This is a genomic window from Streptomyces sp. FIT100, assembly GCF_024584805.1.
In the GTDB taxonomy this organism is placed as follows: Bacteria; Actinomycetota; Actinomycetes; order Streptomycetales; family Streptomycetaceae; genus Streptomyces.
The window spans coordinates 6182972-6206356 of sequence record NZ_CP075715.1; the positions used below are offsets into that span (position 1 = coordinate 6182972).

Consider the following 23385-nt stretch of genomic DNA (forward strand, 5'->3'; position numbering starts at 1 on the left):
TTCCGTGGTTGCCCCTTCGTCGGCGTGACCGAGGCGACCGGGCACTCGGCATCCGTCGGATGCACGCTGCGCCCACCAGGGCATCCATGATGCGCGACTATGGCACCGTCGCGATGCCCTCGCCGTAACGGAAGAAGGACGCGGAACGCGCGGAGGTCTTCTGGCGGGAGGACTCCATTGTGGGCACATGCAAGGTGATGTCGTCAGGGAGTCCCGTTACGACGGTGACGATCTCTGCCGCTGCTCTGGCAGCAAGCGGTTGGAACTTCGTGGATGTCGGGCTCCGCGCTGCAGGCGGGTCGGTTTGTGGGGGATGTATCCGCAGATGCCGCTCGAATGGCCGTCAGTGGTCGCGAGGTCAGACTCTGTCGACTCGGCGGGAGGTGAGGGTGTACGCGAGGGTCAACTGGACGCTCCGGGCGGACACTTGGCGAACGCCGGGCAGTTCGTCAGACGTGGCGTCCCACCGCAGTGAGCGCCTTTCGTTACAGCGCGGACACGCCGCCGTTGTCGTCAGCCCTCGGGGCGGAGCAATCCGCGCTCGTACGCCTTTGCCAGGCGCTGCGGCACGAGGTACGAGACGCCGTCGACGGTGATCGGTACGAGTTGGGGCGTGGTGGCCTTCCACTGGGCGCGGCGGTGGCGGGTGTTGCTGCGGGACATCTTCCGCTTGGGTACGGCCATGGTTCCGGGTCCTTTCCGAGGTGGTGCGACACCAAGGCTATATGAAAATGGATCCCATTTCTAATTAGTGATGAAAGGCAGACCGCCGGGCAGTCGCGCCGCGGGACGCCTTCCTGTCAGGGAGTCGTCAAGGTCTTCGGGTTCGGTGGCCTTGCGGGGGGTCGCGGCGGACTCTGGCGGCATGAGCCATTCACTGCGTGACGCGGTCGCGTTGGGGGCCGCTCTGATCGGTCCGCCGGCGGTGGCGGCCGCACTGGTGCCGTTGCGGGCGGAGCCGGCGAACGTGACGCTGGCGCTGGCCCTCGTCGTGGTCGTCGTGGCTGTCGCCGCGTTCGGGAACCGCGTGGCGGGCGTGCTGGCGGCGTTGTCGTCGGCCGTCTGGTTCGACTTCTTCCTCACGCGGCCGTACCAGCGGTTCACCATCGACGGCGCCGACGACATCGAGTCGGCCCTCCTGCTCCTGGTCGTGGGCCTTGTCGTGGCGCAGCTGGCCGCTCGCGCGCGGCGGCTTCAGGTGATCACGGTGACCGACGCCGGTCATCTCGCCCGTATCCATGAGACGGCCCGGCTCGTCCAGGCCGCCGGTTCGCCCGACAAGGTCGTCGAGCAGGTGCGGCGGCAGCTCATCGACGTACTCGGGCTGTGGGACTGCCGGTTCGAGTACGGGGCTCTGCTGGGGCATCCGCCGCAGCTGAAGCAGGACGGCGGCGTGGCCGTGGGGCGGGGGAAGTGGGACATCGAGCGGCACGGCTGGCCGGAGGGCGAGATCGAGCTCCGCGTCATGGGCAACGGCCGCTACGCCGGCCGGTTCATGCTTCGACCGGGCCCCGGTGCCGTCCCTCCGCTCCGGACGAGGCTGGTCGCGGTGACCCTCGCCGACCATGCCGGCGCGGCCCTGGATACGGACGGACAGGTTCTGGAGCGCTGACCCCCGGCCGCGGCGTGCCGGCGCGGCGAGCGTGAACAGGCCCACCGCCCAGGGCCGCCGACCGGGGAACCGCCAACTGGCTCAGCGTCCCGGAACCGGGGCCGGTCGAGGCCGGTCTGACGACGCTTCGGCGGGAGCGCGCCACCAGGGGCGCGACGCCAGCGCGGCCAGCCCGGCGCCGGCGGCGTTGAGCAGTACGTCGTCCACGGAGGACACCCGGTCCAGCCGCAGGACGTACTGCGCGGTCTCGACCAGGACCGAGCAGCCCGCCGCGAGCGCCAGAATCCGCGATACCGAGGCCAGCGCCGCGAACCGCAGCGGGGCGAGGAGCCCCAGCGCCGCGAACAGCAGCAGGTTGCCGAGGATCTGGAACGTCGCCCCGGCTTCGAAGACCGTGTGAAGGTCCCGCAGCGGTGCCAGGCTCACGACGGCGCCGGACTCGTCGCCCGGCAGCATGGTGATCCAGACACACGGCACCGTGCCGTAGGCGATGCCGACCTCTGCCAGCGACATCCGCCACGCCGATGTGACGCCCGTGGCGAGCCGACGGCGTGCCAGGGCCCATACCGCCAGTGCGGCCAACGGCAGTGCGGCCACCGTGATGAGTGCCACGCCGTTGAACGTACCGACCCAGACGTGCCACCCCGGCCTGCGCAGCGGCATGGACAGGATTCTCAGTACGCCGTGGCCGGGGCCGAACGCCACGACCGCCGCAGCGAGGATCGCCAGACCGATCACGATCCTGCGCGTACGACGGGTCGGGGCTGACGGTGATTCGCTGTGGTCCATGCCGCCATTGAAGGCGGAAGGCCATATCGCGGGCGTATCGGTTTCTCGATGTGCCCGCGAACCGCTGCCGCGTCCCTGGCGGAGGACCAAGTGGGGCAAACGGTAACGTAACCACAAGGGCCAGGCCGGTCGGCCAGTCGGCCAGTCGGTCGGCCGGTCGGCCGGCGGGCCACGAAGGAGAAGCTGATGGTGCGGCTCACCGACAAGGTGCGCGAGCTGTTCGACGGCAAGAACTTCGCCGTGCTGTCGACGCTCGAACCGGACGGCGGACCGCATTCGACCGTCGTCCGGGTGAAGCGCGAGGGCGATGACATCCTGTTCGCACTGCCCAGGAGCCGCCGCAAGACGGCCAACCTGATGCGGGACCCGCGTGCGGCCGTGGTGGTCTTCGATGCCGCCCGCCCTTACGAGAGCGTCCAGGTGCAGGGCACCGCGACCCTCCAGGACGACCCGGAGGGCGTCCTGGTGGATGAGCTCTCGCGCACGTACACGGGCGGGCCGTACCCCGGCTTCGCGGGACCGCATCCGCAATGGGTGATCGCGAGGATCACGGCGGACAAGGTCACCACCAGCTGGCCGGATTGACGAGCCGTCGGCCGGTGGCGGTCGCGGCACGAGGAGCGTGGTCAGTCGTCCGTGGTGGAGAACCTCGTGGCGAGGCCCCGATGCCGGTCCGCGACCAGCCGTGCCTGGCCGACGGTGAGGGTCGACCCGGGCATGCTCCCCAACCGCTCGACCTCCTCCGCGGTGCGCAGGTGCTGACGGCGGGCGTGCTCCCGGCAGGACAGGCACGTGACGCTCTCCGGCCGTGGGGAGGTCATCGCGTACGGCACCCGGATCCCGCATCCGGTGGCGACGACGCGGGGCAGGTCGCCGGCGAGGCCGAACGTGGCCGCCACCACGTCGCGGACCGCGGAGCCGGCGCGGACCACGTCCAGCTCGACGTGGATGTGCGGATCGCCGGCGTCCATACGTCCTCCCGCCTCACGGGCCGTCACCGTGCCGCGCCTCCAGGGGACTGCCGCACCGGAGGTTCCAACGCTCGGCCCGGCCGCTGAGTTCCGTGGCGGTGAGGGGACGGACGTCCAGACGCCAGAAGGTCTGGGCGGGGGCCGCGAGGGCATGCAGCACGGCGGCGCGGACGACGTCCGGTTCCGTGACGGCGATGATGCGGCCGGTGCGCGTGTGGAGGGTGTCGAGCCAGGCGCCGACGCGCGCGCGGAGGTCCAGCAGTGATTCGCCGCCGTGGGGGGCGGAAGCGGGGTCGGCCAGCCAGGTGGCCACGGCCTGCCCTTCGGCCGACGCGACGGCGTCCAGCGTCCGGCCTCGCCAGCGGCCCATGTCGCAGCCGGCGATGGCGGCCAGCGGTTCGGCGTCCAGGCCGAGGGCTCGGGCGGTCCGGCGGCAGCGAAGGGACGGCGAGGTGTAGGCGTGCGCGGCCGGGGCGAGGGTGTCCGCGAGGGCCTCGGCGCGGGCGATACCGGCCGGGTCGAGCGGGCCGTCGTCGTCGAACCGGACGTCTCGCAGTGCTTCGCCCGTCGCGGGGGAGATCAGCGTCACCCGCACCGTCATCGGTTCCTCCGGTCGTCCGTGGCACGGCAGTTGTCGGGCGCGCACCCTACCGGCGGGGGCGTGCGGACGTGATACCGGACTCACGCCCTTGGCCGCAGGTCCGGCGCGCGGTACGGTCACGGACGACATTTCAACAACGCGACGACGGCGAGACGGAAGTCCGGTGGAAATCCGGCACGGTCGCGCCACTGTATGCCGCAGCGGTATCCCGTGAGGGAGGCCGCCGCGGTGAGTCAGACCCGTGGGCCGTCGTCCTGCACCACCGTATGGGACGCGTGTTCCCGAGGAGGTTCCCACCATGGCCGAGGCTGTCGTCTCCGCTGCCGTACCCACCCCTTCCGTTCCTGTGCCGGCCCCTCTCCCTGTGCGCGCGGTACTGCCCTGGGCGGTGTTCGTCGGCCTCCTGGCGCTGATCGCGCTGTACTTCGTCGGCGCCGAGCAGGGCGCCACCTCGGTCTTCGCGGGCGCCGGAGTGCACGAGTGGGTGCACGACGGTCGTCATCTGCTCGGCTTCCCCTGCCACTGAGAGGCGACCGCACGTGTACGCCTCAACAGTTAGAAGTCTGCTGGTCCGCGGCATGCTCGCGGGCTTGATCGCCGGACTCTTCGCCTTCGCCGTGGCCTATACGGTCGGTGAGCCCGCCGTGGACGGTTCGATCGCGGTGGAGGAGGCCCAGGCCGCGCAGGAAGCCCATGCCGGGCACGGCGGCGCCGCGCCCGCGGAAGCCGACGAGGCGGCCGGGGAAGCGGCCGGGGAGGAAGAGGAGCTGGTCAGTCGTCCGGTGCAGTCGACCGCCGGTCTGGCCACCGGTGTTCTCGTGTACGGGGTCGCGCTGGGCGGCATGGCCTCCCTGGCGTTCTCGTTCGTCCTGGGACGTGTGGGCCGGTTCAGCCCGCGGGCGACCGCGGCGCTCATGGCGGCGGCCGCCTTCACCACCGTGTACCTGGTGCCGTTCCTGAAGTACCCGGCGACGCCGCCCGCGGTCGGGAACCCGGACACGATCGGGAAGCGCACCACGCTGTTCTTCCTGATGATCCTGCTCAGCGTGCTGCTCGGCATCGCCGCGGTCATCATCGGGCGCAGGCTGGCACCGCGGATGGGCAACTGGAACGCGACGCTGGCCGCCGGGGCGGGCTTCATCGCCGTCGTGGCTGTCGCGTTCGTGTTCCTGCCGGCGAACGACGACGCGGTCAAGCCAGGCTTCCCCGCAGCCCTGTTGTGGGAGTTCAGGGTTGCTTCGCTGGCGGTCCAGGCCGTGTTGTGGACCGTCTTCGGAGTCGTCTTCGGCGTGCTGGCCCAGCGTCTGCTGGCCCCGCGCACGGTCGGTGCCGAGGCGACGTCAGGGCAGGGTTCGCCGGTGCTCGGCTGACCCGCGCGACACCGACCGCGGCTCTTCGCCTCGCCTCGTCTCGCCTCGCCGCACCGCTCAGCCCGGTCGCCCTTCCCGGGTGACCGTGGCCGCGGTGGTGGCGGCATGGATCAGGTACTCCAGGGGCCCGCGCCGGAAGGCGCGGGCCCAGGCGAGGGCCGCCGCCATCGCCGCCACGGCGAAGAGGAGCAGCACCGGCAGGTCGGCGGAGTACGGCGGCTCGACGACGTCCAGGGCCCTGATCGCGAGGATGTGGCCGACGTAGGCGGTCAGCGCGACCGAGCCGAGCGCGATGACCGGCGTGGCCGCCCACCGCAGCTGAGCCGAACGGTCGGTGGCCATGACACAGAGGGCCAGGACCACGAGGGCGACGCCGGCGTTGCCCAGGACGGACCACGTCGTCTGGCTGTGCGGCGCGGCCACCAGCAGCCAGGCGGGCATACCGGGGACGGGGTGCTCGCCCACCGCGTCGGACCACCAGGCCGAGGCCGCGGCCGTGGTGCCGGAGGCCGCGTTCACACCGGTGAGCGCGCCCGGGACCAGGTGCAGGGCCAGCCACGACCCTCCGTAGCCGAGCACGGCCAGCGCCCCGCCGCACAGGGCGACCCTGGGCAGGACTCCCGGCCGGCCGAGATCGAGCTTGGCCACGGCCATGCCCGCCACGACGAAGGGCAGCCAGGTCGGCACCGGATACGCACCCGTGATGAACAGCTCGACCAAGCCGTCCGAGCCGGTGACCCGGGCCAGGGGATCGTGGGCGATGACCGAGTCGGCCCAGCTCCCGCCGTCGACCGCGGCCCGGAGCCCGAAGACGACCAGGGGCATGACGAGCGCGGCCGACGCGGCGACGAGGACCAGGGTGGACGCCCGCAGCCGGCGCAGCGGGAGCGCGAGGACGAAGAGCACCCCGAACTGGGCGAGGATCACGTCGACATCGGTGTCCACCCAGGTCAGGGCGTATCCCAGGGCGATCAGGACGCCGGAGCGGACCACCACCCCGACCACGGCCTGCCGGCCCGCGAGCCCGGTCCGCGGCTCCGGCCGGCCGGTGAGCAGGATCAGGGAGAACCCGGCGAGCACCGCGAACAGGGCGGAGGACCGGCCGCGCGCCACCTCCATCACCCAGCCCAGAGGGCCGCCCACCGACGGGCCGGGCCCGACGTGTGCGGCGAACATCCCCAGGATCGCCAGACCCCGTGCGAGGTCCAGGCCGATCAGCCTCCCCGTCGACGGCGTACGGGGCGGGCGAGCCGCCTCGGCCGAGGGCACTGCCTCAGGGGCCATGGGGAGTGACGCGTTCCACCTCATCTGCCCAGGGTCGGGAACGATGCCGGTTTCAACCACCCGGCAGGCGGCTGGTGCCACCCCGCCGAACGGCTGACGAGCGGCCGGGGACCTGCCCGGAGGCGGCGGTCCCGGCGCGGGCCGCCGGCGCCGGCGGCGGACATTCCCGGCGGCGGACGTCCCGGCAGCAGGGGCCGGCGGGGCGGGGCGGCCGGCGTCCGGTGCGTGCCATCGCACACCGGGGGATCATCCTCGGGCCTGGATGTACTCGGATGCTCCGACACCGCGGCCTGGGCCGCCTCCTGTGCGAAGGGCCGGCTGCCGGGACGGCGTGCCGGGCGTCGCGCGCCCGGCGGAATGTGTCGGGCGGAATGTGTCGGACACGGCCTACGAACGCACCGGAGCGTACCGGCTGCCGGGGCGGGGCAGGCCCAGATGGCCGCGGAGCGTCATGGCCTCGTAGGCGGTGCGGAAGGCCCGGCGCCGGTGCAGCTCGGGGACCAGGCCACGGGTGATCGCGACGAGGTCGTGCGGCAGCGTGCCCGGACGCAGCCGGAAGCCGTCGAGCCCGGCGGAGCGCCAGTCCAGCAGCAGGTCGGCGAGGTCGCCCGGGGTGCCCGTGAAGACCTCGGCGTCCGAGGCGAGCTCCGCGCCGGCCAGGGCGTCCAGACGGGCCTTGCGCCGGGCGGCGGAGCCCGGCTCGGCGTCCAGGAAGACGAGGAGGTCACCGAACCTCTTGAGGGGCCTGGCCCGTACGTCCCGGCCGCTACGCGCCACGGCCTCGTCGACCTGCGCGAGGACCGCCCGGGTGCCCGCGCGGTCGTGCGGCGTGACGAAGACGACGTCGGAGGCGCGGGCCGCGAACTCGTACGGCACGGAAGCGTGCGCGAGGCTCGCGACGAGCGGCTGGCCCTGCGGCGGGCGGGGTGTGATCGAGGGGCCGCGCACGCTGAAGTGCGGGCCTTCGAAGTGGATGGGGTGCAGCTTGTCGCGGTCGATGAAGCGGCCCGTCGCGGCATCCCGTATCTCGGCGTCGTCCTGCCAGCTGTCCCACAGCCGCCGCGCCACCTCCACCACGTCTGCGGCCTCCGCGAACAGCGGGCGCAGCCGCGCGGCGATCAGCTCCGGGTCGCGCACGTCGTCGTCGGTCAGCCGCGGAGTCGTACGGCGGCCGAAATGCGTGGCGTCGGCGGCGCGTGCGGAGATCTGCGGGCGCCAGCCGGCGCGGCCCCTGCTCGCGTGGTCGAGGGTCGCGATGCCGATGGCGAGGTGGAACGGCTCCGTATGGGTGACGTTCGTGGTCGGCACCAGACCGATGCGCGTGGTGAGCGGGGCGATGCGGGCCGCGAGCAGGACCGCGTCGAGGCCGCCCCTGACCTGGTCGGTGCGGTCGTCCGTGCGGTGGAAGGCGGCTGACTGGAGGCCGAGGGCGTCTTCGAGCGTGACGAAGTCGACGAGGCCGCGCTCGGCCTCGGCGACCAGGTCCGCCCAGTATCCGGGCGTGAACAGATCGCCGGGACGGGCGCCCGCGGCCCGCCACGCGGCCGGGTGCCAGCCGGCGCCGTCGAGGGCGACGGCGAGGTGCAGCGGCGAGCCGGTGCCGGTGTCGGTGTCGGTGCCGATGCCGGTCCCGGTGTCCCGGGTCATGACGCCTCCGTCGTCGACGGGCGCGAATGCCGCCGGGTGAGGTCCGGCCGTCGCAGGCCCAGATGGTCCCGCAGTGTCGTCCCCGCGTACTCCTCGCGGAACACGCCCTTCTCCTGAAGCAGCGGCACCACCCGGTCCACGAGGTCGTCCAGACCGCCGGGCGTCAGATGCGGGACGAAGACGAAGCCGTCGGCCCCGTCGGTCTGCACGAAACGGTCGATGGCGTCGGCGACGGTGCGCGGGCTGCCGACGAACGTCTGGCCGCCGCCGACCTCGATGACCAGCTCACGGATGGTCAGTCCCCGCTCCTCCGCGAGCCCGCGCCACCGCCGCGCCGTCTCCTCCCGGCCCTTGCGGAACACCGAATGCCCTTTGAGGACCTGCGCGTCGGGCTCCGGGTCGACATCGGGCAGCGGCCCGTCCGGGTCGTACGCGGACAGGTCGCGGCCCCAGACGGCCTCCAGATGGGCGATCGCGGTCTGCGGGCTGACCTGGGCGCGGGTGATCTCGTCGGCGTACGCCGCGGCCTCCTCGTCGGTGTCGGCGACGACGGCCGTGGCGGTGGGGATGATCCTGAGCTCGTCGGGCGCCCGGCCGTACCGGGCCAGGCGCCCCTTCACATCCCGGTAGAAGGCGCGGGCCTCGCCGAGCCTGTTGTACTTGCTGAAGATGACGTCGGCGTCGGAGGCGGCGAACTCCCGTCCCGCGTCGGACTCCCCGGCCTGGATGACCACGGGGTGTCCTTGCGGGCCGCGCGGTGTGGCGAACCGCCCCGAGACGTCGAAGTGCCGGCCGCGGTGGGCGAACTCCCCGGCGCCGGGGCGGAGGAACTCCCCGGCACGGGCGTCGGCGCGTACGTCGTCGTCGGCCCAGCTGTCCCACAAGGCGCGGGCGGTGGCCAGGAATTCGGCGGCGCGTGTGTAGCGGTCGGCCTCCGTGAGGAAACCGCCGCGGCGGAAGTTCTCGCCGGTGAACGCGTCGAAGCTGGTGACCACGTTCCAGGCCGCCCGGCCTCCGCTCAGGTGGTCGAGGGTCGCGAGCCTGCGCGCCACCTCGTACGGCTCGTTGAAGGTGGCGTTGACCGTGGCGGCGAGTCCCAGATGCGTGGTGACGGCCGCGAGTGCGCTGAGCACCGTCAGGTTCTCCGGGCGGCCCGCCACGTCCAGTTCGTAGATGCGGCCCTTGTGCTCGCGCAGCCGCAGCCCTTCGGCGAGGAAGAAGAAGTCGAACCTGCCGCGTTCGGCGGTCTGCGCGAGCCGCACGAAGGAGTCGATGGCGATCTGGCTCTCGGACCGGGGGTCCGACCAGACGGTCACGTTGTGGATGCCGGGCAGCTGCGCCGCGAGGTGCAGCTGCTTCTTTCCGACGGCGGGCACGCGTACTCCTTCTGGGAAGGGCCGGCCGGGTCACGGCCGGCCGCTCGACCACGAGCGTGCACAGGCGGGTGCACGCGTGCACAGGCCAACGGGCCCTATTTCATGAGCTGTTCACGACACTCCGGTGGTGGCCGCGGGGGAGAGCGGAGCCGGGGAGACGTACCGCACCGTGTTCTCGAAGGCCACGTCGTGGCTCTTCACGTCGATGGCGATCCGGTCGCCGTCGGCGATCCGGAAGCCGTCGTGGAAGCTGGCCTCGTCGGCCCCCAGGAGTACGTAGTTGACCAGGCCGGGGCGCCGCACCGCCGGGAACGAGAACAGGTGCTCCGCCATGTCCCGCACCCGGAAGTACAGGGCGTCGGCGCCGCAGTCGAAGTTGCCCTCCCAGGCGGTCGCGCCGTCCCGCACGATGGTGACCCGGCCGGTCACCGAGAGCGGCGGCTCGCCGAGGAACAGCCAGGGCGTGAGCGCGGTGTCGCACAGCTTGCAGTACGGGTTGTAGCCGGGGTCCTTGCGGTGCAGGCCGATGTCGCACAGGTCGTTGCCGAAGGTGTAGCCCGCGTAGTGCGGGGTGCCCTCGGCGTCGTTGACGTAGACGAGGGCGACCTCGGGCTCCTCGATGAGGGCGACCGGATCCGCGGGCACGTTCAGCGTCTCCCCCGGCAGCCGGACCCAGTCGCCGAAGCCCTTGAAGAACCAGCGGGGCGGCGTGAAATCCCCGCCCTCCGGGGCGGTCTGCCCGCCCCACTTCTTCTTGTGCGTGCCCATGAAGCCGCTCAGCAGCGCGTTCCCGGTGGCCTGCGGCAGCAGCGGCGGCAGCGGCCGCACCTCGGGGTCGCCGGCGGTGACGGTGACCGTCTCGGCTCCCTCGGCGACGGCGGCCCTGACCGCGGCCTCCGAGCCGTCCGTGGCGATGAACGCCGCGGCGAGCTGCCCGTCGGCCACCCGGTACAGGGTCTGCGGCGCGCCGGACTCGGGCCTGCCGAAGCCGACATGGCGGCTGCCCTTGTACATGGCCTCGAAGAGGGTCGGAAGTGGCATGGGGAAGGTCCTCCTGGAACTGGTGGGAATCAGGACTGCGGAGCAGGAGCAGAGGCAGAGGCAGAGGCGAGTGGGGAGGCGGGGGCGGGGTCGGGAGCGGTGGTGGTCAGGGCCGCCAGGACCTCGCCGACCCGCTCGACGTCCCTCCGGATCCACGGCAGCCCGAGCGGGTCCGGCGCCGTGAGCGCGGCCGTGCGCTGCTCGTCGGTGTCGCCGTAGAGGCGGCTCGTGGCGGCGCGTATCCGCAGTGCGTCCTCGGACTCGCCGAAGGCGCTCGCCGGGAGCACACCGACGCCGTGGCGTTCGCTGAGGAGCCGGGCCAGGTCGGCGCCGCCGTGCACGCCGTGGGCGCGGGCCAAGTGGTCCCGGAGCGGCTCGAAGTCCGGGTAGAGATAGCAGGTCGCGCGTACGGGGGCGAGGACGGCCCCGGCCGCGGTGAAGCGGTCGGCCACGGCGCCCACCACCGTCCGGTGCAGCCGGCGGCTCGCCGCGACGTGCTCGGCGATCTCCGGCGGTTCGCCGAACGCGTACGCGGCCGCGGACTGCACGGGCGCCGGCGGGCTGGACCAGATCTGGCTGGCGACGGAGACGAGCCGGCTGTGCAGGGCGTGCCCGACGGAGCTGTCGGGGAGGCGGGCCACGCCGGTGCGCCAGCCGCCGAGCGCCAGGTTCTTGGTCAGTCCGGTGGTGACGACGGTGCGCTCGGGAGCGTGCACGGCCGGGGACTCGGCGGGCGCCGAGGTGTCGTAGACGAGGTCGCAGTAGATCTCGTCGGACACGATGACCAGGTCGAGCTCCCGGGCCGCCGCCGCCAGGCGCCGCACCGTGCCCGGCGAAGCGACGGTCCCGGTCGGGTTGTCCGGCACCGTCACCACCACGGACCGCGGATCCTGTCCGGCGGCGCGCGCCGCGGCGACCGCCTCGCGCAGCCGGTCGGGATCGGGCACCCCGCCCTCGCCCGGGAGGGTCGGTACGGGGACGGGGCGCGCCCCCACGAGCCGGGCGTGCGCCGCGTAACTCACCCAGCTCGGCACGGGCACGACCACGTCGCCGCCGACGGCGAGCAGCAGCGCGAACAGGAGCGGCTTGCTGCCCGGTCCCGCCACGACGAGCTCCGGGTCGATGCCGAGGCCGCGCCGCTCCCAGTAGCCGGCGGCCGCGTCGCGCAGCGCGTGGCTGCCGGCAACGGGGCCGTACGCGTTCTCGCCCGCCGCGGCGGCGAGCCGTTCGCGCAGGGCGGGGTGCGCGGGGAGGCCGATCTCCCCGCTGGCCATCGAAAGGACCCGCTCCCCGGCTCGGCGCCTGCGGGCCAGGGCCTCGTCGGCGGCGAGGGTCGCCGACATGGGGACCGGTGCGGATTCGGGCATTCGGGCTCCAACGATGAAGAGACGGACCCGGTCGGTCCGGCTCGAAAGACGGTCGCTCGGGCGGTGGTTGAGGCGATGGCTGAGGCGGTGGTTCCGGTCGTGACTCAGGTGGCCGTCGCGGCGTACCGCTGCCGGAGCTCCGCCTTGCGGACCTTGCCCGTCAGGGTCTTGGGCAGGGCGGGCACCAGCTCCACGCGGTCCGGCAGGAAGCGGGCGTCGTGGCCGGACTCCCCGAGGTGGGAGCGGATCTCGTCGAGCGAGGGGCCGGCCCCGCCGGACGGGACCACCACCGCGCAGATCACGGTCCCGTGCCCGTCCACGGCCTGCGGAAGCCCCACCAGCGCGGCCTCGACGGCCTTCGGGTGGCCGGCGATGACCGCCTCCAGCTCCGTCATGGGCGCCACGAGGCCGTCGCGGAGGATCGCGTCGCGTGCGCGGCCGATGATGCGGATGCCGCCGCGGCCGTCGTCCCGCGCCAGGTCCCCGGTGTCGAACCAGCCGTCCGCGCCGAGCTCTGCCGCGAACGCCTCCTCGCGCCGGTGGTAGCCGAGCGCCAGGGACGCGCCGCGCACCTTGAGTCCGCCCACGACATCGCCGCCGCCGTCGACGTCCGACGGGTCGATGTGTGTCTCCATGGCGTCGATGGCGCGGCCGTTGCTGTGCGCCGCCCAGTCCGCGGGGTCCCCGGGACGGGTCATGGTCACGGGGCCGTTCTCGGACATGCCCCACAGCGAGTAGGTGCGTGCGCCGAGCGTCTCGTGGACCTCGTCGGCCAGTTGGGCCAGGACCGGCGCGGAGCCGATCACCACGTGCCGCAGCGTGCTGGTGTCGCGCTTCTCGGCCCGCTGCGAGGCGGCCACGTCGGCGAGCGTGGCGGGCGGCCCGTACAGGAGCGTGGCGCCGTAGCGCTCCACCAGGTCGAGCAGCGCCTCGTTCCTGCGCACGTCCTGGAAGGCGACGGTGCCGCCGAGCATGACGCCCGCGAGGACGCCCTGCGCGAAGCCCGAGTAGTGCACGAGGGGGGTGGACACGGCGGCCACCCAGTCCTCGCCGAGCCCGAACGCGTCGACGTAGCCGCGCACGGCCGAGTGGACGGTGTTCTGGCTGTGCAGGACGCCCTTGGACTCGCCGGTGGTGCCGGAGGTGAACAGGACGACGAACGGCTCGTCGGCCGTCAGCGCCGAACCGTCCGGCTCGGCGCCTCCGTGCTCCTCCCGCTCGACGGCGACGAAGTGGTCGTGGAACGAGAGCGCGCCGTCCGGCACCGGCCCGTCCACGACCAGCACGTGGTCCAGGGTGGGGAGTTCGTCCTTGAGCCCCGTGACGATGTCCGCCAACGGCGTGCCCGACCACTCCGGGAGCGTGATGCACACCCGGGCCCCGGTGAGGCCGAGCCGGTGGCGCAGCTCGCCCTCCGGGCAGATCGGCGAGATCGGGCAGATGACGGCGCCGACGCGCATACAGGCGAACATCAGCGGCACCATCTCCCACCGGTTGGGGAGCTGGACGGCGACGAAGTCACCGCGCCGCACGCCGAGTTCGAGCAGTGCTCCGGCGAACCGGTCGGTCAGCCGTGCCAGCTCGGCGTAGTCGAGGGTGTCGGTGCGCGATTCGGCGATGCGGCGGCCCGCCACGGCGAGCTTGTGCGGGTGCTCGCGGGCCTGGCGGCGCAGGTCGTCGAGGAAGGTCTCGTCCCGCCACCAGCCGCGCCGCCGGTACTCGGCGGCGCGCTCCTCGGGCGACGCGGCCGGCGTACCCGCCGCCGTACCCGCCGGCGTGGTCGCCGCCGTACCCGTCGCCGTGCCCGCCGTGGTCACCGCGCTCATCGGCGGTCCTTGCGGCGGGCCGTGAGCAGCTCCGGCAGCGGGTCGCCCGCCCCCGCGGCGGCGATCTCCAGCAGATCCCGGGTGTTCTGCCGCACCCGGTCGCCGACCCAGTCGAAGACCCATGCCTTGCGCGCGTCCGCCGCCAGGTCGAAGGGGACGACCCTGGTGACGGCCAGGGCGGCCGATGCGGCCCCGCCGATGTTGGCGATCACACCCGGGACCAGGGTGGCGCCCGCGGCCCGCACCTTCTCCTTCGCCTCGGCGCTGGAGGCGAGGTTCGCGCCCTCGACCACGAGACGGGCGCGCAGACGGTGCGCGTTCTCGGCGCCCAGCGCGTACTTCTGCGCGGCGAGGACGAGCAGGTCGGCGTCGACGTCGAGCCAGGCGTCCGGTCCGCCGGAGACGGTGACGTCCTGCGGCAGACGGGTGCGGTCGATCCGCCCGAACTCATCGGTGATCGCGACGAGTTCGGCCACCGGAAGCCGCTCCGCGCTGATGGTGCCCTGCACGTCGGCCACGCCCACGACGGTGTGCCCGCGCTCCTCAAGGAACCGCGCGACCGCGCGGCCCACCGCGCCGAAGCCCTGCACGACCACCCGCGCCGGCCCGGTGCGGCCGCTCGCCTCCAGGGCGGTGACCGCGGCGACGCCGACGCCGTGCCCGGTGCAGTCGATCAGCGGCTCGTAGTACGTGCGCCAGTCGACCGGCATGTCCGGGGCGCCCAGCCGATAGCGCGGGTCGTAGCCCGCCTCGTCGAAGAAGACGGCGCGGTCGGCCGGGGTGACGCCCATGTCGATGCCGAGGTGGATGCCGCCGAACAGCAGCGGCTTGACGGTGCGGCCGAAGGTGCGGAAGGTCTCCTCGCGGTCGCTGCCGTCGGAGACGATGCCGGCCTTGGCGCCGCCGATGGGCAGGCCGGCGAGGGTGAACTTCTGTGTCATGTCGCGGGCGAGACCGGCCACCTCCTCCTCGGTGACACCGGTGGTCATCCGGGTGCCGCCCATCGCCAGGCCGTCGTACAACGAGTCGACGACGACCCAGCCCTTGATCGTGCCGCCGCTGCCGTTCAGATGGACCGTGAACGCCGGGTCCTGCGGGTTTTCCAGCTCACTCATGGCCAAGTCCTTGCGTACGTAGGGGAGTTCAGGGGGTACGTGTGGGCTACGCCGGGTCGGTGCCCGGCGGCCGTCACGGGTGGAGGGGTGGAGGGGCCGTCACTGGTACAGCTGTGCGAAGCCCCGGAGGATCTCCAGGCCGTCGCTGCGGAACTCCAGATGCGCCTGGGCGCCGAAGATCCGGCCGTCGTCGGAGCGCAGGAACTCCACAGGCGCGTGCTCGGAGCGGCCGATGGAGCGGAAGCCCTCCGGGGCCTCCTGGAGGTAGAGGGTGTGGCGGTGGAAGACGGTCACCGTCGGCTTCACATGGGTGAAGATCGGCTCCTCCTTGTCGACCTGCACCTGGTAGCCGCCGACCCGCTGCGGCCCCTCCGCCAGACGCCCGCCCGCGGTGACCGCGAGGATCTGCATGCCGCCGCAGATCCCGAAGACCGGGACGTCGGCGCCCATCACGAGGTCGGTCAGCGGCTTGTAGTAGTCGCGGTCATAGGCCCGGACCTTGGTGCCGCTCAGGACGATCGCCTGGTAGCGGCCGTCGAGCCGGGCGGGCACCGACGCCACGTCGACCGCCTCGGTCTCCGAGCCCAGCTCCTCGAAGCGCCGGCGGAGCTGTTTCAGGGACAGCGTGCCGTTGTTGATGACCAGTACACGGGGTTGCGCCACGAGCTGTGCTCCTCACGTTCGCGTGATGACAGTGCCGGTACGGGCGGCGAGCAGGTCCGTGACGGACGCGCTGCCGATGGTGACCCGCTCCACGCCGCGTTCCAGGGCCTCGCCGGCGGCCCGCAGTTTCTTGCGCATGCCACCGGTGGCGCCCTTGTCGCGGAAGTCGGCCGCGGCCTGCGCGGTGATCCGGGACACGGGCTCCCCGTCGATCAGCAGATGTGCGACATCGGTGACGAGGACCAGGTCGGACGCGCCGGTGGCCCCCGCGACGGCGGCGGCGGCCCGGTCGGCATCGGTGTTGACCTCCTGGCCCGCCGCGTTCCGGGCCAGCGGGGTGATGAGGTGGGCATGGCCAGGCCGGAGGCTCTTCAGCGGCGCCGGGTCCACCCCGGTGATCGGGCCGACGAGGTTCTCCAGCTCGACGAGCTGCTTGCCCTGCCACCACCAGCGCTCGCCCTCGCCGGCGCTGACCAGACCGTCGCTGCCGAGCAGCCGCTCCGCCGAGATGCCCCGTCGTTCGAGCCGCCCGAAGACCTCCTCGGCCATCCTGGTGCTGACGGTCTTGATGTCGGCGATGACCTCGGGCGTGGTCCAGCGGCTCTGGTTGCCGTACCGGTCGCGCAGGATCGCCGACGGCTCGCTGTAGCGGGGGCTGAGCCGCTTGAGCGGCTTGGACCAGCCGTGCACGAGGACCAGCGGCCGCTCCTGTCCGTGCCGGGCCAGGTCGTCCCACCAGGTGCCGTCGAGGTCGTCGAGGCAGCTGCCGCCGAGTTTCACCACGGTCGGGGGCGGGCTCTTCCGGTCCTCCCGGCTCTCCGGGCTCTGCGGGCTCTTCCCGGTGGCGCTCATGCGGGCATCACCGGATGCATCGTCAGGCCCGTCTCCTCGGGCAGCCCGAACCGTATGTTCGCGGCCTGCACGGCCTGGCCCGCCGCGCCCTTGACGAGGTTGTCGAGGGCGGCGAGGACGACGACGCGGCCGCCCGCGTCCTGGTCCTCGTCACACAGGACCGTCACATCGCAGAAGTTCGAGCCCAGGACGGCCTGCGGGTCGGGCACCGGGATCAGCGTCTCGGCGTGCCGACGCACCCGCACGAAGCGGCTCCCCTTGTAGAAGCGTGTGTACGCCCGCTGGAGCTCGCGTTGGTCGACGGCCTCGTCCATGAACACGTACGAGCTGGTGAGCAGGCCGCGCACATGCGACACGCCGTACGCGGACATGGTCAGCGAGCCGATGGTGCCCGGCTTGCTCCGCTCCAGGAAGTCGCGGACCTCGCCGGCGTGCCGGTGCCCGGTCGGGGCATACGGGGCGATGGCGCCGTTGCGCAGCGGGTGCAGATCGGCGGTGCGCAGCGACAGGCCGCCGCCGCTGGAGCCGCTCTTGCCGTCCACCACCACGGTCTTGAGGTCCAGACCGAGGCCGAGGGTGAGCGGTGCGAGGCCGAGGGTGATCGCGGTGGCGTAGCAGCCTGGCAGCGAGATCAGCGCGGCGTCCGCCAGCTGGTCGCCGACCAGCTCCGGCACCCCGTACACGAAGCGGTCCGCGAGGTCGGTGCGCCGCTTCACCTTCGGGTACCAGCGGTCGTGCAGCTCCGGCGTACGGATGCGGAATGCGCCGCTGAGGTCGACGACGGCCGGGACCCGGTCGGCGAGCAGCGCGGCCAGCTCCGCCGAGACCGGCGCGGGGGTGGCCAGGAAGAGCACGTCGACCTGGTCGGCGATGTCCTCGGTGACGGGCTGCACGGTCAGGCCCAGGTCGATGCGGAGTCCCGGATGCAGCTCGGCCGGGCGCCTGCCGATGTGGGAGGAGCCGCCGAGGAAGGTCAGCTCCAGGTCGGGGTGTTGGGTGATCAGTCTGATGAGTTCGCCGCCGGCGAGCCCGGAGGCGCCGACGACTCCTGCACGGATCATGCGAGTAGCTCCTGGAGGTGACGGCCGATGGCCGACGGGATGTCCGCTCCGGTCGCGGAGGCCACCGCCCGGAAACCGGGGGCGTGGTTGACCTCGTTGACGACGTAGCCGTCGGGGGTGCCGAAGAGGTCGACTCCGTAGATCCCGGTGCCGAGTTCCGCCACCACGCCGTCGATGATCTTCAGTACGTCGGGGTCGTGGGCGACGGCGCGGCTGCTGTTGCCGAGCGCCGCGTTGTTGCGCCAGTCGGTGCCGCCGCTCTCGAACTCGGCGGCGGCGACGAGCTCGTGCCCGACGACGAGGCAGCGCACCGATGTGCCGCCGCCCAGGTACGGCTCCACCAGGCAGGCCTGCTCGAAGGCGTGCCCGAGGTCCTCGACGTAGTCGTACACGGACTGGGCCGTGTCGGCGTGCCGGATCAGCGTGACCCGCTTGCCCATGCCGCCGAAGACGGGCTTGAGGACCAGCGGGAGCTCCAGCTCGCCCAGGGCCTTCTCGAAGTCCTTGCGGGAGAGCACCAGCCGGAAATCCGGCACGGGGACGCCCGCGGTGCGCAGCACGGTGCGCAGGACCGCCTTGTTCTCGCAGGCGGTGATCGCTCCGGCCGTGTTGAGGGTGGGCACTCCGGCCGCCTCGGCGAGCGTGGCGACCAGGCCGCCGCGGGTGTAGCTGCGGCTGCGCACCAGCACCGCGTCGTAGCCCTGGACGGACGGGGCGTGCGGATCGCCGAGGCACAGGGACTCGTCGTTGACCCAGTCGATGCGCAGGCCGAAGTCGGGTGCGGTCTGCATCAGTTGGCGTTCCTCCCAGCTGATGCGGTCCGCGACGATGGCAACTGTCGTGGTCATCTCACTGACCCCAGTCGCGCAGCTGCACCTCGACCATCTGGAGGGACAGCCGGCCGTCCTGGACGTCCTCGACGCGCAGCGTGAGCATGCACTCGGGGCAGGACAGGGTCTCGCCCTGGACCATCGACGGGACGGTGAGATCGGTTTCGCACTCGGGGCAGACGCCGGAGAGGGTGGCGGTGGACATGAGTCAGCTCCATAGGTCGTCGCGGGTGACGTGAATGAGGTGGAGGTGAATGAGGTGGAGGAGGATGAGGTGGACCGGCGGATGGCCGGGGTGGCGGGCGAGGTTCAGGCGGCCTGGAAGTCGACGGCCGCCTTGCGGATCCCGTCCCGGTCGAGCAGCGGGTCTCCGTCGCGCTCCTGCCGCTCGGCGAGCCACGGCGTGAAGGAGTCGACGTCGACGGAGACGCCCGCGCCGTCGAGCGCCCACTTGACGAGCGCGGAGGTGAGACGGGTGCGCACGCGCAGCTCGCGGGCGTTGCCGACGAGTTCGGCGGGCAGCGTTTCGTACGCCTCCGGGTTGCTGAGCTGGCCCGGCAGTTCGTAGGCGAAGGCGTGCGGGGTGGTCGGCCCTGACTGGAAGGCGTCGCCCAGGCCGGAGCCCTGGAGCGCGACCCGCGACAGCTCGGTGAGGTGGGTCAGGTCGAAGCGGGTGTCGCCGTGGATGACGCGCAGCGAGGTGAGCAGCTCGGCCAGCGGGGCGTTGCCGCCGCGTTCGCCGATGCCGCCGACGGTCGCGGAGATCCACCGGGCTCCCGCACGGACGGCGGCGAGGGAGTTGGCGACGGCCATGCCCAGCATGTTGTGCGAGTGGATCTCGATCTCGGAGCCGTCGATCGCGGTGATGTCGCCGACCACCTCCTCCATCTGCCAGGGCGACAGATACGCGACGGTCTCCGCCAGCCGGAACCGGTCGGCGCCGGCCTCGAAGCCCGCGGTGACGTAGGGGACGAGCCGCTCCCTGGGGGTGCGGGCACCGTCCTCGCCGCTGAAGGTGACGTGGAAGCCGCGCTCCTTCGCCTGGGAGATCGCCGAACGGGCCAGTGTCTGGAGGAACTTGGCGCTGGGCGAGCCGAGCTTCAGCTCGGCGTGCTGCTCGGAGGTGGGGATGGAGTACATGATGTGGCGCACACCGAGGCGCTCGGCCTCGTCGAGGGCCGTCGCGACCTGCTGGCGGTCGCGCACCACGACGAGCGTCATGCTGCGCTCGGGGCCGACGGCCTCATGGGTGGCGAGGACGAGGTCGGCGTCCTTGGAGCCCGGGCCGGAGACCATGCCGACCTCGACCAGGTCGATGCCGGTCCTCACCAGCAGGTCCGCGATGACCGCGGCGTCCCTCGGGCCGAACTCGACGCCGGCCATGTGCGCGGAGTCGCGCAGCGTGGCGTCGGATATGCGGGGCAGCCCCGGCGCTTTCTCCAGGGTTTCCGTTTCTGCCATTTCCTTCACTCCTTGTTCCGCACGTGGTCGGTGAACCGAGATGAAAGGGTTCGGCGGGCGGTGATCCCTACACTCCAACGAACTGCGGTTCAGAACAAGGAGATTCGGGTCAGGGCTGTGTGCGGAACTGTCAAGGAATGTCAGGAAGGAAAGGCAGTGCAAGGCGGTTGTGCGCGGGGCGTCATTTCCGGCGGGCTGGGCCGCCGTGATGGCAGCGCTCGCCCTACCGTGCCGCCATGGACCTTTTCTCACTGCCCAGGCTCGGGGTCGTCGTGCCGCCGGAGAACCCCACCGCGGAACCGGAATTCACCTGTCTTCTCGGAGCCCGCCTCAATGTGTACACGTCCCGTTTCCCGATGGTGCAGGGAACGGGTCTCAGGGAAATGCTGGAGACGTACAACCGGGTACTGCCGGAGACCCTCGGCGACTTCGGCGCCATGCGCCTGGACGCCGCCGTGGTGGCGTGCAGCGCCTCGCACTACCTGCTCGGCCCCGAGGGCGACCGCGCGCTGTGCGACGACCTGTCGGCGCGCGCCGGCTTCCCCGTGCGCTCCTCGACCCAGGCGATCCTCGCGGCGTGCGAGGCGCTCGGCGTGACCCGTCTGACGCTCGTCTCGCCCTACCAGCCGTGGCTCACCGACACGTCCCGCGCCTTCTGGGAGCGGGCCGGGCTCACGGTCGACGGCGTCGTCCTCGTCCCCGCGGCGCGTCACCCGGACGGCGCCGAGCACTACGACCCGTACGAGGTGACCACGCAGGCGATTCTGCGGCGCATACGGGAGAGCCGGCTCCCCGGCGGCACCGCGCTGCTGTTCACCGGGACCGGCATGGGCACGCTCGCCGCCCTCGCCGAACTCGCCGCGGAGGACGCCGGCCGCCCGCTGCTGTCCTCGAACCTGGCCTCCGCCTGGTGGGCGCGGCGGGCGGTGGGCACCGGCGCCGGCGACGCGCACCCGCTGCTGCGGCGCCTGGACGGCCAGTCGGGCGGTGCCCGGGCGGTGTGACGCAGGACAGTGCCCCGGGCGGCGCGACATACGACAGTGCCCCGGGCGGCGCGCTGCACGGCGCGCGGTCCGGGGCACTCGGCACGGATCGCACCAGGGCTCGTACCTCGTACGGAGTCGGCCCCCACGAACGCTCAGCCCGCGGACACCTCCGGCACCCGCCAGGCGTGGCCCATGCGATAGCCGATCCCGCGGACCGTGATGATCCATCCGCTGGATCCGAGTTTCGCCCGGAGGCTGCTGACATGTGTGTCGATGGTGCGACTGGTCTGTTCCCAATTGCTCCCCCACACCTTGGCCATCAACTCCTTCCGGGACACCACGGTTTCCGGATTGGCGGCCAGTGTGTAAAGGAGCTCGAATTCCTTCGACGTGACGTCGATCACCTGGTCGCGGAGGCGGACTTCCCGAGTCCGCGGATCGATGTGGAGCGGACGCAGGGAAATGCTCTCCGCAATGCCCGACGCGGGGCGGGAGCGGCGCAGCACCGCCTCGATACGGGCACCTAATTCCCTGGCCCCCCAGGCTTTGGCGACACAGTCGTCCGCGCCGGCCTTGAGCGCGAGTATCCGCTCCAGTTCGTCGTCGAGGTGAGTGAAGGCGACCAGGGGAATATCGCTCTCGCCCCTCAGGGAACGGCACACCTCCAGTCCGTCGATGTCGGGCAGCTCCAGGGAGAGCAGCACCAGATCGGCGTCACGGTAGGTGCGCAGGGCCCGTGCCCCCGTGTCGACGCTGCGGGCGGCGTATCCGAGCCGGCGCAGATCGCGCACCATCGCTTCGGCGGCGGAGGCTTCCCGCTCCACCACGAGTACGTTTCTCACGTCCCGGACCTTCCTCTTCGGCGTCTCGTCAGCTCGCTGCTTCGGCCGGCGCCGCGGGCGGCGCCGCCGCGGACAGGGGAACGGGGCCGGGTGCGCCGTAGAGGTGCTGGTAGACGTACGCGGCCGAGGTCATGGTCATGTGGTGGTGCCAGCCGGGGAAGGAGCGGCCCGCGAAGTCGAGTACGCCGAACCGTTCCTGCAGTGTGGCGACGGTCGACCGGACGGCGGCGCGGCTGCGCACCAGCGCCATGACCTCCTCCACGCGCCGGTCCGTGAGGCTGGTGATCCAGTACCGCGCGGCCGCCGGGCCGCCCGGGTCGGGGAGCTCCAGTACCCGGTAGCCGCGCGAACCGTCCCCGCCGGCGCGGCGCCCCGGCAGGCGCACCGTCCCGGCATACGCGTGGATCGGCACCGCCTTGGAGCGGCCCTCCGCCGTCTGACGCGCGATCACATGCGGCTCCCGGGCGTGCCGCGCCTCCATCAGCCCGCCGACGGTCATCACGGTCGGGGTGCGCCCGGTGATCACGACCTGGCCCGGCTCGACCTCGCACACGATGTCGAGCCGGTGCCGGGCGAGCCCGGCCAGCACCCCGCCGGCGTCGTCGGACCGGGTGAGGTCGAGGACCCAGGGGATGGGGTGAAGCCGTGGCTGCGCGGCGACGTCGGCCGCGTAGTCGAGGACATGGGCGCCGACGGGGCGGGTGGTCTCCGCCTCCGGTATACGCGCCCGGAGCCTGCGCTGCCGGTCCCTGCCCCAGGCGTCGTCGAGCACGAGGCTCCAGCCCACGGGGAAGCAGTGGGAGTCCGTGGCGAGGAAGAGCCCCACGGCCCGCTGGCAGTTGACGGTCCGTCCGGTCGCGGTGTCCAGGCGGCGGTGCACGCCGACCGAGTGTTCGCCGCGCTTGGGGATGATGAGTTCGGCGACGGTCCACGCGTACGGCGCCGCGCTCGCGGCGACCCGCAGGGCGAGCCTGCGGCGGACCGGCTCCCACTCCCACGGGCTGGCGTTGATGAACTGGTGCAGGCCGTGCGCCGCCGCCGCGGGCAGCAGCTCGGTCCGCGCCATGCGCCGTGGGGTCTTCTTGCCGGAGACATGGATCAGGCCCCGAAGATACGCCCGTGCCCAACGGCGTTGCTCCGCCCGGTAGAGCGGTCTGAAGATCTCCTCCAGGAACGTCTGCATGCGCGTGCCCTCGTCCGCCGCCGCGGACACGGGCACCTTGCTTGACGACATGTAACGCTACGCCCCCTCGTATTCGCATCGCTCGCACCGAAGCCGGTGCACAGCGCTCGCTACGAGGCACAAAAATACCGTCTCGAAGGAAAAATTCACGGGCTGCTGGCCGACTTTGCGACTTCACCCTCTGACCAGCAAGAACGTGGTCGGGCGGGGTGCGTGGCGGTTGCGGCTCACCGTGCGGCGCCGGCCCGCGGGCGGTGGTACGGCCGGTCCTCGCTGCCGTCCGCAGGCGCCGTCACGGCACACGGGGGCCGCCGAAGGCCCGGGGGAGCGGTAAGCCTTCGGCGGCCGTTCAAGGGGTCTGGGCCGGGCGGGGGCAACCGGCCGTTCCCGCACGCGAGATGGTCATGACGTCCCGATATCGGTCGATGGGCGGACCCTGAACTCCCGCTGGAAACAGGGAGGGTCAGGGGCCGCCCACCGCCTTGTGCGGCCGCGCTACTTGCTCGCG

At 72.4% G+C, this 23385-nt stretch carries 24 protein-coding genes and 1 riboswitch; of the genes, 5 read left to right on the forward strand and 19 right to left on the reverse strand.

What is annotated here, in order from left to right:
- Positions 1–513: 513 nt before the first annotated feature.
- Positions 514–684, reverse strand: a complete 171-nt coding sequence (rpmF, locus tag KK483_RS27835; RefSeq protein ID WP_242330402.1) for a 50S ribosomal protein L32 — start codon at positions 682–684, stop codon at positions 514–516.
- 181 nt (positions 685–865) lie between these two features.
- Between rpmF and KK483_RS27840 the strand changes: the two genes are divergently transcribed.
- The gene (locus KK483_RS27840) at positions 866–1612 is read left to right on the forward strand and encodes a DUF4118 domain-containing protein (protein ID WP_262007957.1); all 747 of its coding nucleotides are present in this window, start codon (positions 866–868) and stop codon (positions 1610–1612) included.
- An 81-nt stretch (positions 1613–1693) separates the two neighbouring features.
- Here KK483_RS27840 and KK483_RS27845 read toward each other — a convergent pair whose 3' ends face one another.
- Entirely contained in the window at positions 1694–2401 is a 708-nt protein-coding gene (locus tag KK483_RS27845) for a VanZ family protein (RefSeq protein ID WP_262007958.1), read from the reverse strand.
- A gap of 186 nt (positions 2402–2587) precedes the next feature.
- Here KK483_RS27845 and KK483_RS27850 point away from each other — a divergent pair, with 186 nt between their 5' ends.
- Positions 2588–2986, forward strand: coding sequence for a PPOX class F420-dependent oxidoreductase (locus KK483_RS27850; RefSeq protein WP_262007959.1), 399 nt, complete (start codon positions 2588–2590; stop codon positions 2984–2986).
- A 41-nt stretch (positions 2987–3027) separates the two neighbouring features.
- On the opposite strand, the gene KK483_RS27855 is transcribed toward KK483_RS27850, so the two are convergent.
- Complete coding sequence (locus KK483_RS27855) at positions 3028–3372, reverse strand: hypothetical protein (RefSeq protein WP_262007960.1); 345 nt, start codon at positions 3370–3372, stop codon at positions 3028–3030.
- A 13-nt stretch (positions 3373–3385) separates the two neighbouring features.
- Positions 3386–3973, reverse strand: a complete 588-nt coding sequence (locus tag KK483_RS27860) for a histidine phosphatase family protein (protein ID WP_262007961.1) — start codon at positions 3971–3973, stop codon at positions 3386–3388.
- A 154-nt stretch (positions 3974–4127) separates the two neighbouring features.
- A riboswitch (cobalamin riboswitch) is annotated at positions 4128–4212 on the forward strand.
- 59 nt (positions 4213–4271) lie between these two features.
- Here KK483_RS27860 and KK483_RS27865 point away from each other — a divergent pair.
- Together KK483_RS27865 and KK483_RS27870 are read left to right on the forward strand one after the other, a co-directional pair.
- Positions 4272–4499 carry a CbtB-domain containing protein gene (locus tag KK483_RS27865; RefSeq protein WP_242330407.1) on the forward strand — a complete coding sequence of 76 codons (228 nt, stop codon included), beginning with the start codon at positions 4272–4274 and terminating at the stop codon, positions 4497–4499.
- A gap of 13 nt (positions 4500–4512) precedes the next feature.
- Positions 4513–5343 (forward strand): CbtA family protein, encoded by an 831-nt coding sequence (locus KK483_RS27870; protein ID WP_262007962.1) that lies wholly within the window; start codon positions 4513–4515, stop codon positions 5341–5343.
- 57 nt (positions 5344–5400) lie between these two features.
- On the opposite strand, the gene KK483_RS27875 is transcribed toward KK483_RS27870, so the two are convergent.
- The 13 genes from KK483_RS27875 to KK483_RS27935 all read right to left on the reverse strand — a co-directional run bounded on the left by KK483_RS27875 (position 5401) and on the right by KK483_RS27935 (position 19866).
- Positions 5401–6627, reverse strand: a complete 1227-nt coding sequence (locus KK483_RS27875) for a DUF418 domain-containing protein (protein ID WP_262007963.1) — start codon at positions 6625–6627, stop codon at positions 5401–5403.
- A 387-nt stretch (positions 6628–7014) separates the two neighbouring features.
- Complete coding sequence (locus KK483_RS27880; RefSeq protein WP_262007964.1) at positions 7015–8274, reverse strand: LLM class flavin-dependent oxidoreductase; 1260 nt, start codon at positions 8272–8274, stop codon at positions 7015–7017.
- A complete protein-coding gene (locus KK483_RS27885) occupies positions 8271–9650 on the reverse strand; it encodes an NtaA/DmoA family FMN-dependent monooxygenase (protein WP_262007965.1) in 1380 nt (459 codons plus the stop codon). The genes KK483_RS27880 and KK483_RS27885 overlap by 4 nt, the downstream gene beginning before the upstream one ends.
- Before the next feature lie 111 nt (positions 9651–9761).
- Positions 9762–10691 carry a fumarylacetoacetate (FAA) hydrolase gene (locus KK483_RS27890; RefSeq protein ID WP_262007966.1) on the reverse strand — a complete coding sequence of 310 codons (930 nt, stop codon included), beginning with the start codon at positions 10689–10691 and terminating at the stop codon, positions 9762–9764.
- 29 nt (positions 10692–10720) lie between these two features.
- Positions 10721–12058: a pyridoxal phosphate-dependent aminotransferase gene (locus KK483_RS27895; RefSeq protein ID WP_262007967.1), complete on the reverse strand. Its 1338-nt coding sequence runs from the start codon at positions 12056–12058 to the stop codon at positions 10721–10723.
- Between the two features lie 104 nt (positions 12059–12162).
- Positions 12163–13884, reverse strand: coding sequence for an AMP-binding protein (locus tag KK483_RS27900; RefSeq protein WP_262007968.1), 1722 nt, complete (start codon positions 13882–13884; stop codon positions 12163–12165).
- The gene (locus KK483_RS27905; protein WP_262007969.1) at positions 13881–14999 is read right to left on the reverse strand and encodes a Glu/Leu/Phe/Val dehydrogenase dimerization domain-containing protein; all 1119 of its coding nucleotides are present in this window, start codon (positions 14997–14999) and stop codon (positions 13881–13883) included. The genes KK483_RS27900 and KK483_RS27905 overlap by 4 nt, the downstream gene beginning before the upstream one ends.
- A 99-nt stretch (positions 15000–15098) precedes the next feature.
- Positions 15099–15662, reverse strand: coding sequence for a type 1 glutamine amidotransferase (locus tag KK483_RS27910; protein WP_262007970.1), 564 nt, complete (start codon positions 15660–15662; stop codon positions 15099–15101).
- Positions 15663–15674: 12 nt separating this feature from the next.
- A complete protein-coding gene (locus tag KK483_RS27915) occupies positions 15675–16514 on the reverse strand; it encodes an acetylglutamate kinase (RefSeq protein ID WP_262007971.1) in 840 nt (279 codons plus the stop codon).
- Positions 16511–17575 (reverse strand): N-acetyl-gamma-glutamyl-phosphate reductase, encoded by a 1065-nt coding sequence (gene argC, locus KK483_RS27920; protein WP_262007972.1) that lies wholly within the window; start codon positions 17573–17575, stop codon positions 16511–16513. The genes KK483_RS27915 and argC overlap by 4 nt, the downstream gene beginning before the upstream one ends.
- On the reverse strand, positions 17572–18423 hold the full coding sequence (locus KK483_RS27925; protein ID WP_262007973.1) for a RimK family alpha-L-glutamate ligase: 852 nt from the start codon (positions 18421–18423) through the stop codon (positions 17572–17574). Before KK483_RS27925 ends, argC begins: the two co-directional genes overlap by 4 nt.
- A gap of 1 nt (position 18424) precedes the next feature.
- Complete coding sequence (locus tag KK483_RS27930) at positions 18425–18610, reverse strand: lysine biosynthesis protein LysW (RefSeq protein ID WP_262007974.1); 186 nt, start codon at positions 18608–18610, stop codon at positions 18425–18427.
- Positions 18611–18714: 104 nt separating this feature from the next.
- The gene (locus KK483_RS27935) at positions 18715–19866 is read right to left on the reverse strand and encodes a LeuA family protein (protein ID WP_262007975.1); all 1152 of its coding nucleotides are present in this window, start codon (positions 19864–19866) and stop codon (positions 18715–18717) included.
- Between the two features lie 236 nt (positions 19867–20102).
- Between KK483_RS27935 and KK483_RS27940 the strand changes: the two genes are divergently transcribed.
- Positions 20103–20870, forward strand: a complete 768-nt coding sequence (locus KK483_RS27940; protein ID WP_262007976.1) for an arylmalonate decarboxylase — start codon at positions 20103–20105, stop codon at positions 20868–20870.
- Between the two features lie 134 nt (positions 20871–21004).
- Here KK483_RS27940 and KK483_RS27945 read toward each other — a convergent pair whose 3' ends face one another.
- Positions 21005–21694, reverse strand: a complete 690-nt coding sequence (locus KK483_RS27945; protein WP_262007977.1) for a response regulator transcription factor — start codon at positions 21692–21694, stop codon at positions 21005–21007.
- Between the two features lie 28 nt (positions 21695–21722).
- Positions 21723–22928 carry a transposase gene (locus KK483_RS27950; RefSeq protein ID WP_262007978.1) on the reverse strand — a complete coding sequence of 402 codons (1206 nt, stop codon included), beginning with the start codon at positions 22926–22928 and terminating at the stop codon, positions 21723–21725.
- Positions 22929–23385 lie beyond the last annotated feature (457 nt).